The organism is Gluconacetobacter entanii (assembly GCF_003206495.1).
Lineage (GTDB): Bacteria > Pseudomonadota > Alphaproteobacteria > Acetobacterales > Acetobacteraceae > Novacetimonas > Novacetimonas entanii.
This window is the reverse complement of sequence record NZ_NKUF01000004.1, coordinates 72,629-85,637: the sequence shown is the minus strand read 5'-3', so window position 1 is coordinate 85,637 and position 13,009 is coordinate 72,629. Positions and strand designations below refer to the sequence as shown.

The window sequence follows — 13,009 nt, the reverse complement described above, 5'->3', positions numbered from 1 at the left end:
TGTCGCCCCGGCATGAATGTCCCGGCACAGGGGCGGGCCGTTTTTCATTGAACCTGCCGTCAACAGGTTTAAAAGGCCCAAATCGGTCCCATATGATATCGTGCCTCTCTCCCGGGTTTATGCTTCATGACGGCATCGCTGCCTTTTCACTCTTTTTTGACTCCCGGACAGCATGTAATGCATCCGGACCACCCGGAATGGGGCATGGGACAGGTGCAGTCCGCCACGGGACGGCGGGTGGTGGTGATGTTTCCCCACGCGGGAAAGGTCGCCATTGACGCAATGGTCATACAGTTGACGGTGGTGGACTGATTGGAACGCCTGATGACGCGCCCTTTCCTTGATTCGTTTGGCCGGGCGGTAACTTATCTGCGCGTGTCGGTCACGGACCGCTGTGACATGCGCTGCCTGTACTGCATGGCGGAGGACATGACCTTCCTCCCCAAACCTGAAATCCTGTCCTATGCGGAACTGGAACGTATCTGTGGCGCATTCATCCACAGTGGCGTCCGGCGTATCCGTGTAACCGGCGGCGAACCGCTGGTCCGGCGTGATGTCATGTCGTTTTTTTCGGCGATGGGGGAATGGCTGCGACGCCCCGATGACGGGCCGCGCCTTGATGAACTGACGCTGACGACCAATGGCTCCCGACTGGGCGAATTTGCCGCTCCGCTCCATGCCGCAGGGGTCAGGCGGGTCAATGTCAGCATGGATTCGCTTGATCCTGCGCGCTTTGCGGCCATCACGCGGCGGGGCAACCTGCACAAGACGCTCGATGGCGTCCGTGCGGCGCGCGAAGCCGGGTTGAAAATCCGGATCAATGCCGTGGCCATGGCGGGCCTGAATGACGATGAATTCGACGACATGGTGGCATGGTGCGGGCAGATCGGCGCGGATCTGTGCCTGATCGAGACGATGCCCATGGGCGAAACCGGGGATGACCGGCTCAACCGCTATATTCCGCTGGACCGGGTGCGCGCCGACCTTGCGCGCCGCTGGACGCTGGAACCGCTGACCTATCGCACCGGGGGGCCAGCACGTTACATGCGTGTGGCCGAGACCGGGCAGAAAATCGGCTTCATCACCCCGATGAGTCATAATTTCTGCGAAAGCTGCAACCGCGTGCGCCTGTCCTGCACCGGACAGCTTTATTCCTGCCTGGGTCATGAGGGGGCAAGCGACCTGCGTGGGCCGCTGCGTGCGGGAATGGACGAGGCAGGACTCCTGCGCCTCGTGCAGGAGGCCATCGGACGCAAGCCCAGGGGGCATGATTTCATGCTGGATCGCGCCGCCGACGACCCGGCGCGCATTTCCCGCCACATGAGCGTCACCGGCGGCTAAATCCCGGCAGATTCTACGTCCCGGCGTCCAGCGCATCTTTCAGCGACGTCGTGAACTGACCGGGCTTCAGGGGCTTTGGCTGCGTCGCGGCGGTGGCCCAGCCTGTCATGATCGCGACATGCAGCGGCATGGCGACATTCCCCTGCGCATCACGCGGCAGTCTCGCCAGTGCCGCAGGAAACAGGGCGGCGGTGGGACAGGCGCGATGCCGCTGGTCCAGCGCATTGGTTTCGCCCGCATCACGCAGGTCCTGCAGCAGCGCCAGCGGCGCGCGATAGGCCAGCGGGATGACATCCGAATCGGCCACGGGCAGGGCGAATCCGGCGCGCTGCAACAGGGCGGCGCAGTCGCGCAGACCCGGGAAAGGCGAAACACGCGCAGACGCCCCGCCCAGCAGGTCATGTTCGGCCCCCGCAAGGGCCTGACGCAATGGCGCCAGCGTCGGCAGGATCGGCACGCATGCCAGAAACAGCCCATCGGGCCGCAGGATATTGCGGATCTGCACCAGGGTTCCGGGCAGGTCGTTGACCCAGTGCAGCGACAGGTTGGCGATGACCAGGTCGAATGTGGCAGCCCCGAACGGCAGCCATTCCTCATCCATGCAGACACACGGCACGGTTTCACGCGCACACAGGGCAGGGGACAGGTCCGTCGCCACCACGTCGAGTCCGCGCGCCCGCAGCATGGGGGCGGTCACGCCACGCCCGCCGATATCGAGCGCATGGGAAAAACGATGGGTCGTATCGTCAAGCCGGTCCAGAAGCCGATCCGCGGCCGCCTGCACGATCGGCTGTATCCGCCCCAGCGTGGTGCATGCGCGATCCCGATGCAGTCGCACGGCATGGCGGTCAAAAATGATCGGCGTCTCCATGACAGTGATGTGCGCCATCCGCTAGCATCTGCCAAGGACACCATCACGTGAATGCACCGCCCCGATGCCCGGACTTTCCAGCATTTTCCCACCCCGCCGCCTTACGGAGCACCTGCGCCGTGGTGCGCGCCACGCCCTCGACCTGCTCCTGCCGCCGCACTGCCTGTCCTGCGGTGCAGAAGTGGCGCAGGCCGGGCATGTCTGTGCGGAATGTTTCACGCACCTGCACCTGATTGCAGCCCCCTCATGCCGCAGATGCGGCATCCCCTTCACATCCGAGGCCGCGGCAGGAGACAGCCTGACCTGTCACGACTGCCTGCACGCCCCCCCACCGTGGGAGGCAGGACGCGCGGCGCTGGTTTATGATGACTGGTCACGCCGCCTGATCCTTGGGCTCAAATACGGGGACCGGACGGAAAATGCGGCCCTGCTGGCGCGCTACATGTACCTGTCCGGTCGCGACCTGCTGCACCCCGACGCCATACTGGTCCCGGTGCCGCTGCATCGGCGACGGCTGTTCACGCGCCGCTACAACCAGTCCGCGCTGCTGGCGGGGGAACTCTCCCGGCTTGGCGGCATTGCTCACTGGCCAGACACATTGATGCGGATACGCCACACCCGCCCTCTTGGCCACATGGTCGGGGCGCAGCGTCGCGCGGTGCTGGACGGCGCGATCACGGTACGCCCACACCGGCGTCCGGACCTGCGGGGACGGCATGTCATCCTTGTCGATGATGTCATAACCACCGGCAGCACGCTGGGGGCCTGTGCCGTGGCGTTGCGCGGGCATGGCGTCGCCCGTGTCGATGTCCTGTCCGCCGCGCGTGTCTGTCCACCCGCCGGCACCCGATCCGTAACGGATACGGTTTCATTACCCAACTGACGCCCGGACATGGCATTATGGGGTAGCGTTACCGCAGAGACGACATTGATCCAGCAGATGAAAGTTCCGCATGCCTAAAGTCGAGATATACACCCAGCCGGGTTGCCCCTATTGCGTCCGGGCCGTCAGGCTGCTGCAGTCCAAGGGTGTCGCGTTCGAGGAAATCACCGCCCTGCATGGCACGCAGGCCCGCCAGACCGCCATCAGCCGTTCGGGCGGCCACATGACGATGCCCCAGCTTTTCGTGGACTGGAAGTTCATCGGGGGATGCGACGACATGATGGCGCTTGAGCGTGGGGGCAAACTTGACGCGCTGCTCGGCCTGGGCTGAGCACGCCGCTTCGAAACAGGGGGAAGCTGCATGATTCTCTACCGCCTGCGATGCGAAGGGGAGCATGAATTCGAGGGATGGTTCCCAAGCAGCGTCAGCTTTGAGCAGCAGGCGGAAAGGGGTCTGCTGTCATGTCCGCAATGTGGGGCACACACCATCACCCGCGCCCTGATGGCGCCCGCCATCCGCCGGGGCGCGGGGGACGGCGCCCCCATGGACGCGACAGGGGACGCGGCGATGGGGACGACGGGAACCACCGGCACGGGATGAGTGAGTACACCGCCCGTCACGCCTGCGCCGGCGCGCGATACGGTGCCTGTGCCCGATGCGGCGATGGCACTGTTGCAAAAAATGCGCGATGTCATTGAACAGCATTGCGTGAATGCTGGACCACAGTTCGCGGCGGAAGCACTGAAAATGCATCGCGGCGAAAAGCAGGCCACGGGAATTTACGGCAGCATGACCGAAGATGAGCGTGAGATGCTGGACGACGAAGGGGTAGAGGTGCTGACCATCCCCTGGGTCAGGCCCGCCGATAGCTGAAACTGAACACTACGCCCGCTTCGTATCCATTGCATGTTACGCGGCGCACGACCAAGGGGAGGGATCCATGCGCGGAACGACAGGAATGACCGGACGGATCGGTCAGAACCCGGCAACAGGCCGCATCTGGCGGCGCGTCATGTCAGGCGCCCCTGCACGGATGCTGATGGTGCTGGCGATCGGGATGGGTCTGGGCGGCATCCTTTCCCCCGCGCACGCCGCGCCATCGACGCAGGCACCGCCCATTCTCGGGGAATGGGAAACCAAGGACCATGACGGGGTGTTCCGCATCATGCAGTGCGGCACGGAAGTCTGCGGTGACCTTGTGGGGCTGAGCTATACCAAGGACGTCCCAAAGGACCATGCGGGCCATTCGGAATGCGGACTGCGGATGCTGACCGGCTTCACGCCCGATCCGGAGGAAACCGGCCACTGGAACGGCCATATCCTTGATCCCGACAGTGGGCGCGTCTATCACGCCAAGATCTGGATCGCGCCCAACGGGGCGCTGAAACTGCGGGGGTTCGTGGGCGTCCCGCTTTTCGGGGAAACGGAGACATGGACCCCCTTTACCGGCAGGATCGGGCCGGAATGCCGCCTGCCATGACGTGCGGGCATTTGGAACACCTATATCTGGGATAGCTGAAATTCGATGAAGTCCAATCTTACCCGGCGTGCCGTTATCGCGGGACTGGCGATGGCAGGGGTGCCAGCCGTCACCCGCAGGGCGCTTGCGGAACTGCCGCAGCGTTCACGGACCATCTGCTACATTGGCGGCTACACGCAGCATGGGCCACCGGGCGGCGCGGGAAACGGGCAGGGGATTTCGGTCTTCGAGATGAACCCCGACAATGGCAGCCTGTCGGCGCTGATGACCTATGTCGATATCGCCAGCCCATCCTTCTTCGTCATTTCCGCAGATTCGCGCTTCCTTTACGCCCTGAGCGAGATTGACGATTTCAACGACAACCACGAAGGCTGCGTGACGTCATTCTCCGTCAACCGCAAGAGTGGCGAACTGACCAAGATCAACGTCATGCGTTCAGGCGGGGCCGTGCCCGCGCACCTGAGCATCCATCATTCGGGCAAATACGTGATGGTCGCCAACTACATGGGCGGCAGTGTCGGCATCCTTCCGATCAAGCCTGACGGAAGCCTTGGCGATCCCACCGACGTGGTCAAGAATACCGGGCCGCGCATGCCCGACCGCGCCAGTGACAACCCGCCGGGCAATTTCGCCATCAGCGACCATTCCGGGTCGCATGTGCACATGGTCGCCTCCGACCCCAGCGGGCGCTTCGTGCTGGCCTGCGACGCGGGCCTTGACCGGGTGTATGTCTGGACGCTGGACCTGCATACCGGGCGCCTGGTGCCCAATGCCAAGATGCCGTTCATCACCATGACCCCCGGCTCCGCCCCGCGTCATTTCGCCTTCAACGAGAAGGGGAACATGATCTACATCCTGGGCGAGCAGGATTCGAAAGTGGTTGCGGCCGCCTTCAACGCCCAGACGGGCGAGATCGTACCGCAGCAGACCGTCAGCACCGTGACCCCGCATTTCCGTGGCAGCACCCTGGCGGCGGGGATCCTGCTCTCGCCCAACGGGCGTTACCTGTATGTCTCCAACCGGCTGGGCGATTCACTGGCAAGCTTCCACGTCAATGACGATGGCACGCTCAACCTCGTCGATGAGATCTGGATGCATGCGGATTACGGGCGTTCGATGATGTTCGACCCCAGCGGGTCGTTCCTGTTCTGCGCCAACCAGCGCAGCGATTCCGTCACGTCGTTCCGCGTGAATGCCGCCACGGGCGAACTGCAGTTCACATGGAACTTCACCCACGTCGGCAGTCCGACCACCTTTGCGTTCATGAACACGATCTGAACGCCCACGGGCCATGTGGCGGCCCCACGCAGGTGGGGCGGCCACATGGGTCCCGTGCTCAGTCGCGCACAAGCTGGGCGATATAGTTGACCCCGAGGTCACGGCTTTCGCGCCAGCCGCCAAGGCCGGGGACCATCCCCGCGATATCCGCGATTCGCAATCCTGCCTGCACGGCCTGCTGGCCCAGTTCCGCAGGGGTGATGAATTTGCGCCATTCATGCGTGCCGACCGGCAGCAGGCGCAGCACGTATTCCGCGCCGATCTTCGCCATCGCCAGTGAACGCAGCGTCCGGTTCATGGTGGAGACGATCAGCGCGCCACCCGGCCGCAGCATCGTCGCAAGCATGGCGAGGAAAGCGGCGGGATCAGTCACATGCTCGATCACTTCCAGCGCGGAAATCGCATCGAACCGCGCGCCTTCGGCACATAGTTCCTCCGCACTGCCACAGCGATAGGCCAGCGGCCCGCTGCCTTCGGGCAGGGGATGGTGGCGCAGGTGATGCCGCCCCGCCGTAATGGCCGCGCTGGAGGCATCAAGTCCCATGACATCGAAACCCGCGCGTGCGAAAGCCTCGCTCGCAAGGCCTGCGCCACAGCCGATATCCAGCAGCGTGCGCCGCGTCCCGTGCGCATCGACAGGGGCGGGCAGGTGGGCCAGCGACCATGATATCCGCAGGTCGTTCATCGCATGCAGCGGACGCATCGGCCCCGTGGGATCCCACCATCTTTCGGCCAGTTCGCTGAAACGGGCGATTTCGGAAGGGGAGACCGAACCCGGCCCCGGGGCCGGCGAATCGTGAAGCTGCATGGGTGCAACGCCTTTCATTTGGCTGTCTCGCGCTGGACGCAGAGGCGGGGGGGATGTATGTGACGCGCCTTGTACATAACCGCAATGCCCCGGACCACCCATCTGCGGAACTGGCCCGGACAGCACGAATCCTGACCCACAGCGGAGAGCATGTTCCAATGTCCACTACCGTACCGCGGATCGTTATGAAATTCGGTGGCACATCCGTGGCCAATCTGGAGCGGATTCGCGCTGTCGCGGAAAAGGTCCGCAAACAGGTCGATGCGGGATGCGAGGTCGCGGTCGTCGTCTCCGCGATGTCCGGCGTCACCAACCGGCTTGTCGGTTACTGCCAGGACCTCTCCACCCTGCATGACCCGCGCGAATATGACACGGTCGTCGCCACGGGTGAGCAGGTGACCAGCGGGCTGCTCGCGATCGCGCTGCAGGCGCTGGGGGTGGATGCGCGTTCGTGGCTGGGATGGCAGATCCCGCTGCGCACCGATGACGCGCATGGCAAGGCGCGCATTGAATCGATCGACGGCACGGCCCTGATCGCCTCTATGCAGGCGGGGCAGGTGCCGGTCATCGCGGGGTTCCAGGGCGTGGACCACGACAATCGCATCACGACGCTGGGCCGGGGGGGGTCGGACACCTCCGCCGTGGCGCTGGCGGCGGCGCTGCATGCGGACCGGTGCGACATCTATACCGACGTGGACGGAATCTATACAACCGACCCCAGGATCGTTGCCAAAGCACGCAAGCTCGATAAAATCACCTATGAGGAGATGCTTGAACTCGCGTCCGTCGGGGCCAAGGTCCTGCAGACCCGCAGCGTCGAACTCGCGATGAAGGAGCGGGTACGCGTGCAGGTTCTTTCCAGTTTTACGGATGGCCCCGCGCCATCAGAGGGGCATCTGCCCGGTTCAATAGTCGTGGATGAGGACGAAATCGTGGAAAAGGAACTGGTGGCCGGGATTGCCTATTCCAGTGACGAGGCAAAGATTTCCGTGCGCCGGGTTCCCGATCGCCCCGGAATCGCGGCCGCCGTGTTCGGCCCCCTGGCCGAAGCGAACGTGAATGTCGATATGATCGTGCAGAGCACGGGTGATGATGGCATGACCAACATCACGTTCACCGTGGGCAAGACGGATTTCGCCCAGGCCATCAAGGCGCTGGAGGAGGCGCGCGACGTCATCCATTACGGCGAACTTGCCACCGACGACGACGTGGTGAAGATCAGCGTGGTGGGCGTGGGCATGCGCTCGCACACCGGGGTCGCCAACACGATGTTCCGCACCCTGTCCGAACGCAACATCAACGTGCAGGTCATCTCCACCAGTGAAATCAAGGTCTCGGTCCTGATCGCTGCGGAATATACCGAACTCGCGGTCCGTGCCCTCCATGCCGCCTACGGCCTTGATGCAGCCTGAAATGAACCAGACCAGCCCTTCATCCCCCACTGCCGCCACCGATCCCCGCCGGGTTGCCGCGCGCGCGCGGCTTGACCGGCTCTGGTCGGCGGGAACCCGCTTCCTCGGCAGCGAGGTCTCCATCCTTGGCGGGGCCATGTCGTGGATCAGCGAACGCCACCTCGTCTCCGCGATTTCCAACGCGGGCGGCTTTGGCGTGCTGGCCTGCGGCGCGATGGAGCCTGACCGCCTTGCGGAGGAGATCGCAGCAACCCAGGCCCGCACAAGCCGCCCGTTCGGCGTGAACCTGATCACCATGCATCCGCGCCTCGACGACCTTGTGCAGGTCTGCCTCGACGCAGGCGTCGGCCATGTCGTGCTGGCCGGGGGGATCCCGTCCGGTCCCGTGATCCGCGCCATCAAGGATGGCGGGGCCAAGGTCATCGCCTTTGCCCCCGCCTTCGTGCTGGCCAAGCGCCTCATGCGCATGGGCGTGGATGCGCTGGTCATCGAAGGGTCCGAGGCGGGCGGCCATGTCGGTCCCGTGTCGCTGACGGTGCTGGCGCAGGAAGTGCTGCCCTTCATCCGTGACATTCCCGTTTTCGTCGCTGGCGGCCTGGGACGGGGGGATGCGATCGTATCCTACCTGGAGCAGGGGGCAGCGGGTGCGCAGCTTGGCACGCGCTTTGCCGCCTCGACCGACAGCATCGCGCATGAACGTTTCAAGAAGGCGTTCATCCGCGCCAGCGCGCGTGACGCCGTCACCTCGGTGCAGCTTGACGAACGCTTCCCCGTCATTCCGGTGCGCGGCCTGTCCAACGAGGGCAGTCGCCGTTTCCTCACCCATCAGGCGGAAACGCTGCGACGCTTCCAGTCAGGCGAACTGACGAAGGAGCAGGCACAACTGGATATCGAACATTTCTGGGCCGGGTCGCTGCGCCGCGCGGTGATCGAGGGGGATGTCGAAAACGGGTCCGTCATGGCGGGACAGTCGGTCGGCATGATCACCAGTGAACAGTCGGTGCGCGACATCATCGCCGAACTTGTTGACCAGGCGCTCGACGCCCTGATCCGGCAGGAAGACAGGATGCGCCGCGAATGAGCGAGGGCACACGCATGTTCCGCCAGAAAAACACGAACCCCGGTGACGCGGCCACATCTGCCCCGGCGGGTGACATCCCCCTTGGCGTCGGTCAGGAACTGCGCGCGCGCCGCGAACAACTGGGCTGGAGCCTGCCTGATGTCGCCTCATGGCTGCGCATACGCCTGCCATATCTGGAGGCGCTGGAGGAAGGCCGTGCACAGGCCCTGCCGGGCAGCGCCTATGCCATCGGTTTCCTGCGCACCTATGCCAAGGCGCTCGGCCTGGCGCCCGAACCCCTGATCCAGCGGTTCAAGATGGAGATGCGCGGGGCCTTCGACCGCAAGCCCGACCTGTCATTTCCGGTTCCGCTGCCTGAAAAGAGCCTGCCGCTGGGCGTGATCCTGCTGGGTGGCATTGTCATCCTGGTCGGGGCCTATGTGGGGTGGTACCGCATGACCGCGACACCGGAGCAGCCGGCCGTTTCCGCCCATACCGACCTGCCCGGCATTTCCACGCAGGGGACGGCGTCGCCACAGATCGCCTCCGTACTGCCTGCGCCGGTGGAACTGCCGCCCAACCCGCCGCAGCCCCTGCCGCAGCAGGAACAGAACAGCATCACGGCACTGGCCCCGTCCGGGCCGCCGGACGACAGTGCGACGGCCCGGACGCCCGCAGGCCCGGTGGAAAAGATGGGCGAGGACAGGAACGCCCTGGCAGGCCCCCATCCTGATGCCGATCACCCCGATGCCGCAGCCCCCGCGACGCCCGCCGACCAGATCACGCTGATCGCCTCCGCCCCGACATGGGTGCAGGTGCGCCAGCAGGGGGGCGGGGTCATCTATGACCACACGCTCGGCAGTGGGGAAACGTGGCAGGTTCCTGCGGACAAACATGACCTTGTAATGACGGTCGGCAATGCCGGCGGCCTGACGCTGAACGCGAATGGCGTGACCTCGCCGCCGCTCGGGCGCAGTGGGGAAGTCAGACACAACATCGTCCTGAGCGCGCAGGCCATCAGCAGTGGCACCATCACCCAGGCGACGCCTGCGCCGCGCGCGCCCATGCCGCCACCGGCGCGGCCGGCCACCACGACATCGGCCCCGATGCCGCCCCTGCCGCCGCCGGGACCATCGGATGGGGGGGAATAATGTGCATCCCCACTCCCATAAACCGACAAAGCGGAGTAATATGGTCGGCAACGGCACGTTGTGAAGACAGCATGCGTATCCGTCACCGGATCTGAAAACAGGACTTCATCACGGCCCGTCATGCCCGCGCATGGCGGGCCGCCATGAACTCCCCGCCTCGCATGGAGGGCAGACAATGAGCAGCTATCGTCCCTATCAGCATATCGAACGTCGCAAGTCGCGGCAGATCCACGTGGGCAAGGTGCCGGTGGGCGGGGATGCGCCGATTTCGGTGCAGACCATGACCAACACCCTGACCACCGACGCAGAGGCCACGATCGCCCAGATCCGCCGCGCGGAACTGGCCGGGGTCGATATCGTGCGCGTTTCGTGCCCCGATGAGGAAAGCACGACCGCACTGGCCGAAATCGTGCGCGAAGTGAATGTCCCCATCGTCGCGGACATCCATTTCCATTACAAGCGCGCGATCGAGGCGGCCAAGGCCGGCGCCGCGTGCCTGCGCATCAACCCGGGCAACATCGGCAGCGCCGAGCGCGTGCGTGACGTGGTCAACGCGGCAAAGGACTACAACTGCTCCATCCGCATCGGCGTGAATGCCGGGTCGCTGGAGAAGCACCTGCTGGAAAAATACGGCGAACCCAATCCCGATGCGCTGGTTGAAAGCGCGCTGGAACATGCCAAGATCCTCGAAGATCATGATTTCCATGAATTCAAGATCAGCGTGAAGGCCTCCGACGTGTTCCTTGCCGTTGCGGCCTACCAGCAACTGGCGGACGTCTGCGACCATCCGCTGCATATCGGCATTACCGAGGCGGGCAGCAAGCGCGCGGGCACCGTCAAGTCGTCCATCGGCCTTGGCAACCTGCTGTGGGCGGGCGTGGGTGATACGATGCGCGTCTCCCTGTCGGCGGAGCCGGAGGAAGAAGTGCTGGTCGGCTGGGACATCCTCAAGTCGCTGGGCCTGCGCCATCGTGGCGTGAAGATCATCTCCTGCCCGTCCTGCGCACGCCAGGGCTTCAACGTGATCCAGACCGTCCAGACACTTGAAGACCGACTGGCCCATATCAAGACGCCGCTGACGCTGTCGATCATCGGCTGCGTGGTCAATGGCCCGGGCGAGGCCCTGATGACCGACCTTGGCGTGACGGGTGGTGGCGCCGGACGGCACATGGTCTATTCCGCCGGGCGCCAGGACCACACGATGCCGGCAGGCGACATGGTCGATCATATCGTCGAACTGGTGGAAGCGAAGGCCAAGGCCATGCAGGCCGAGGAAGACGCCCGCAAGGCGGAAGAAGACAAGGCCCGCGCGTCGGAACTGACGCCCGCAGGCTGACACCAGTCGGGAAGGGGAGGATATCGCGGGTTTTTCCTGCATGTCCCCTTCCGGCAGGCCTGCCCCTTCGCACAGGAGGAGGTGGCAGGCATGATGTCGTTCAAGCAGGATTTTCGCAGTGAGCAGTTTACAGCCCGTCCGCGGTACCCACGACCTGATCGGGGAAACGCAGCGCCGTTTCGCGCATGTCATCGAAACGGCCCGTCGCATTACCGGTCTTTACGGTTTTGACGAATGGGCCACACCGATCTTCGAGGATACGCGTGTCTTCAAGCGGACGCTGGGCGATACGTCGGATGTCGTTTCAAAGGAAATGTACACCTTCGAGGACCGTGGCGGTGAATCGCTGACGCTGCGCCCCGAGGGAACGGCCAGCGTGTGCCGGGCACTGGTAACCAACGGCCTGACGCAGTCCCTGCCGCAGAAAGTGTTCTATGCCGGGCCGATGTTCCGCTACGAACGCCCGCAGAAGGGACGTTACCGGCAGTTCCACCAGATCGGCGCGGAACTTCTGGGGCCTGCCGAACCGCTGGCGGATGCCGAAGTGATCGCAATGGGGCGCGACATCCTGCAGGCCCTGGGCATTGCGCGCGATACCGTCCTTGAACTCAACACGCTTGGCGACATCGAAAGCCGGACGGCCTGGCGCGCGGCGCTGGTCACCTATTTTTCGGAACGGCGCGACGAACTTTCCAGCGAAAGCCTGAACCGGCTGGAACGCAACCCGCTGCGCATCCTCGACAGCAAGTCGCCGCAGGACCGGGCCGTTGTGGAAGATGCGCCGCTGATCTCGGGCTTCCTGACCCCGCAGGCGCAGGCGTTCTGGGACGACCTGCGCAAGACGCTGGATATCCTTGGCGTCGGTTTCCGCGAAAATCCCCGCATCGTGCGCGGACTGGATTACTACAGCCACACGGCGTTCGAATTCGTGACCGAACGGCTGGGCACGCAGGGCACGGTGCTGGCGGGCGGGCGGTATGACGGGCTGGTGTCCGAAATGGGCGGCCCGCAGACCCCGGCCATCGGCTGGGCCGGCGGGATCGAACGCCTTTCGATGCTGCTGGAGAAAGCACCGGCAGCCCCGCGTCCCGTCATGGTCGTACCGATGGGCGAGGGAGCGGCAGCGACCGGCCTGACCGTGCTGCAGGCGCTGCGTGGGGCGCATATCCGGGCGGAGACCTCCTATCGCGGGAACCTCAAGCGACGCATGGAACGTGCGAACCGCCTGAACGCGACCCATGCCATCGTCATTGGCGAGGATGAAGTGGCGCGCGGCGTCGTGCAGGTCCGTGACCTCGACATGGGGGAACAGACCGAGGTCGCGATGGATCAGGTCACCACCTTCCTACACGGTACCTTCCTACACGGTCTGTCGCAGGACGCATAAG

At 64.6% G+C, this 13,009-nt stretch carries 13 protein-coding genes and 1 pseudogene; 12 read left to right on the top strand and 2 right to left on the bottom strand.

What is annotated here, in order from left to right:
- The first annotated feature begins 126 nt into the window (after positions 1-126).
- Together CFR72_RS03295 and moaA are read left to right on the top strand one after the other, a co-directional pair.
- Positions 127-312 carry a DUF3553 domain-containing protein gene (locus CFR72_RS03295; RefSeq protein WP_110093852.1) on the top strand — a complete coding sequence of 62 codons (186 nt, stop codon included), beginning with the start codon at positions 127-129 and terminating at the stop codon, positions 310-312.
- A gap of 12 nt (positions 313-324) precedes the next feature.
- On the top strand, positions 325-1,341 hold the full coding sequence (gene moaA / locus CFR72_RS03290; protein ID WP_110912681.1) for a GTP 3',8-cyclase MoaA: 1,017 nt from the start codon (positions 325-327) through the stop codon (positions 1,339-1,341).
- Between the two features lie 13 nt (positions 1,342-1,354).
- Here the strand turns inward: moaA and CFR72_RS03285 are convergent, their stop codons facing one another.
- Positions 1,355-2,230, bottom strand: a complete 876-nt coding sequence (locus CFR72_RS03285; protein ID WP_110912627.1) for a methyltransferase domain-containing protein — start codon at positions 2,228-2,230, stop codon at positions 1,355-1,357.
- 46 nt (positions 2,231-2,276) lie between these two features.
- Here CFR72_RS03285 and CFR72_RS03280 point away from each other — a divergent pair, with 46 nt between their 5' ends.
- The 5 genes and pseudogenes from CFR72_RS03280 to CFR72_RS03260 all read left to right on the top strand — a co-directional run bounded on the left by CFR72_RS03280 (position 2,277) and on the right by CFR72_RS03260 (position 5,854).
- The gene (locus tag CFR72_RS03280) at positions 2,277-3,095 is read left to right on the top strand and encodes a ComF family protein (RefSeq protein ID WP_110912626.1); all 819 of its coding nucleotides are present in this window, start codon (positions 2,277-2,279) and stop codon (positions 3,093-3,095) included.
- A 70-nt stretch (positions 3,096-3,165) separates the two neighbouring features.
- Positions 3,166-3,426: a glutaredoxin 3 gene (gene grxC, locus CFR72_RS03275; RefSeq protein WP_110912625.1), complete on the top strand. Its 261-nt coding sequence runs from the start codon at positions 3,166-3,168 to the stop codon at positions 3,424-3,426.
- A 30-nt stretch (positions 3,427-3,456) separates the two neighbouring features.
- Positions 3,457-3,969, top strand: a pseudogene (locus tag CFR72_RS03270) (DUF1178 family protein).
- A gap of 139 nt (positions 3,970-4,108) precedes the next feature.
- Positions 4,109-4,576, top strand: coding sequence for a DUF2147 domain-containing protein (locus CFR72_RS03265; protein ID WP_244182153.1), 468 nt, complete (start codon positions 4,109-4,111; stop codon positions 4,574-4,576).
- Positions 4,577-4,621: 45 nt separating this feature from the next.
- Positions 4,622-5,854: a lactonase family protein gene (locus CFR72_RS03260; protein WP_110912624.1), complete on the top strand. Its 1,233-nt coding sequence runs from the start codon at positions 4,622-4,624 to the stop codon at positions 5,852-5,854.
- Positions 5,855-5,912: 58 nt separating this feature from the next.
- Here CFR72_RS03260 and ubiG read toward each other — a convergent pair whose 3' ends face one another.
- Positions 5,913-6,662 (bottom strand): bifunctional 2-polyprenyl-6-hydroxyphenol methylase/3-demethylubiquinol 3-O-methyltransferase UbiG, encoded by a 750-nt coding sequence (gene ubiG, locus CFR72_RS03255; RefSeq protein WP_110912623.1) that lies wholly within the window; start codon positions 6,660-6,662, stop codon positions 5,913-5,915.
- 158 nt (positions 6,663-6,820) lie between these two features.
- Here ubiG and CFR72_RS03250 point away from each other — a divergent pair, with 158 nt between their 5' ends.
- From CFR72_RS03250 to hisS, 5 genes are all read left to right on the top strand, one after another.
- Positions 6,821-8,074, top strand: coding sequence for an aspartate kinase (locus CFR72_RS03250; RefSeq protein ID WP_110912622.1), 1,254 nt, complete (start codon positions 6,821-6,823; stop codon positions 8,072-8,074).
- 1 nt (position 8,075) lies between these two features.
- Complete coding sequence (locus CFR72_RS03245; RefSeq protein WP_110912679.1) at positions 8,076-9,155, top strand: NAD(P)H-dependent flavin oxidoreductase; 1,080 nt, start codon at positions 8,076-8,078, stop codon at positions 9,153-9,155.
- Positions 9,152-10,285 carry a helix-turn-helix domain-containing protein gene (locus tag CFR72_RS03240; RefSeq protein WP_110912621.1) on the top strand — a complete coding sequence of 378 codons (1,134 nt, stop codon included), beginning with the start codon at positions 9,152-9,154 and terminating at the stop codon, positions 10,283-10,285. The genes CFR72_RS03245 and CFR72_RS03240 overlap by 4 nt, the downstream gene beginning before the upstream one ends.
- 175 nt (positions 10,286-10,460) lie before the next feature.
- Positions 10,461-11,621, top strand: a complete 1,161-nt coding sequence (ispG, locus tag CFR72_RS03235; protein WP_110093842.1) for a flavodoxin-dependent (E)-4-hydroxy-3-methylbut-2-enyl-diphosphate synthase — start codon at positions 10,461-10,463, stop codon at positions 11,619-11,621.
- A gap of 118 nt (positions 11,622-11,739) precedes the next feature.
- Positions 11,740-13,008 carry a histidine--tRNA ligase gene (gene hisS / locus CFR72_RS03230; protein WP_110912620.1) on the top strand — a complete coding sequence of 423 codons (1,269 nt, stop codon included), beginning with the start codon at positions 11,740-11,742 and terminating at the stop codon, positions 13,006-13,008.
- Position 13,009: the final 1 nt, after the last annotated feature.

What these genes read in the sequence shown, in the direction of transcription:
- CFR72_RS03295 (WP_110093852.1), top strand. Translation starts at nt 127, where the DNA reads ATGACGGCATCGCTGCCTTTTCACTCTTTTTTGACTCCCGGACAGCAT.
- moaA (WP_110912681.1), top strand. Translation starts at nt 325, where the DNA reads ATGACGCGCCCTTTCCTTGATTCGTTTGGCCGGGCGGTAACTTATCTG.
- CFR72_RS03285 (WP_110912627.1), bottom strand. Translation starts at nt 2,230, where the DNA reads ATGGCGCACATCACTGTCATGGAGACGCCGATCATTTTTGACCGCCAT.
- CFR72_RS03280 (WP_110912626.1), top strand. Translation starts at nt 2,277, where the DNA reads ATGCCCGGACTTTCCAGCATTTTCCCACCCCGCCGCCTTACGGAGCAC.
- grxC (WP_110912625.1), top strand. Translation starts at nt 3,166, where the DNA reads ATGCCTAAAGTCGAGATATACACCCAGCCGGGTTGCCCCTATTGCGTC.
- CFR72_RS03265 (WP_244182153.1), top strand. Translation starts at nt 4,109, where the DNA reads ATGTCAGGCGCCCCTGCACGGATGCTGATGGTGCTGGCGATCGGGATG.
- CFR72_RS03260 (WP_110912624.1), top strand. Translation starts at nt 4,622, where the DNA reads ATGAAGTCCAATCTTACCCGGCGTGCCGTTATCGCGGGACTGGCGATG.
- ubiG (WP_110912623.1), bottom strand. Translation starts at nt 6,662, where the DNA reads ATGCAGCTTCACGATTCGCCGGCCCCGGGGCCGGGTTCGGTCTCCCCT.
- CFR72_RS03250 (WP_110912622.1), top strand. Translation starts at nt 6,821, where the DNA reads ATGTCCACTACCGTACCGCGGATCGTTATGAAATTCGGTGGCACATCC.
- CFR72_RS03245 (WP_110912679.1), top strand. Translation starts at nt 8,076, where the DNA reads ATGAACCAGACCAGCCCTTCATCCCCCACTGCCGCCACCGATCCCCGC.
- CFR72_RS03240 (WP_110912621.1), top strand. Translation starts at nt 9,152, where the DNA reads ATGAGCGAGGGCACACGCATGTTCCGCCAGAAAAACACGAACCCCGGT.
- ispG (WP_110093842.1), top strand. Translation starts at nt 10,461, where the DNA reads ATGAGCAGCTATCGTCCCTATCAGCATATCGAACGTCGCAAGTCGCGG.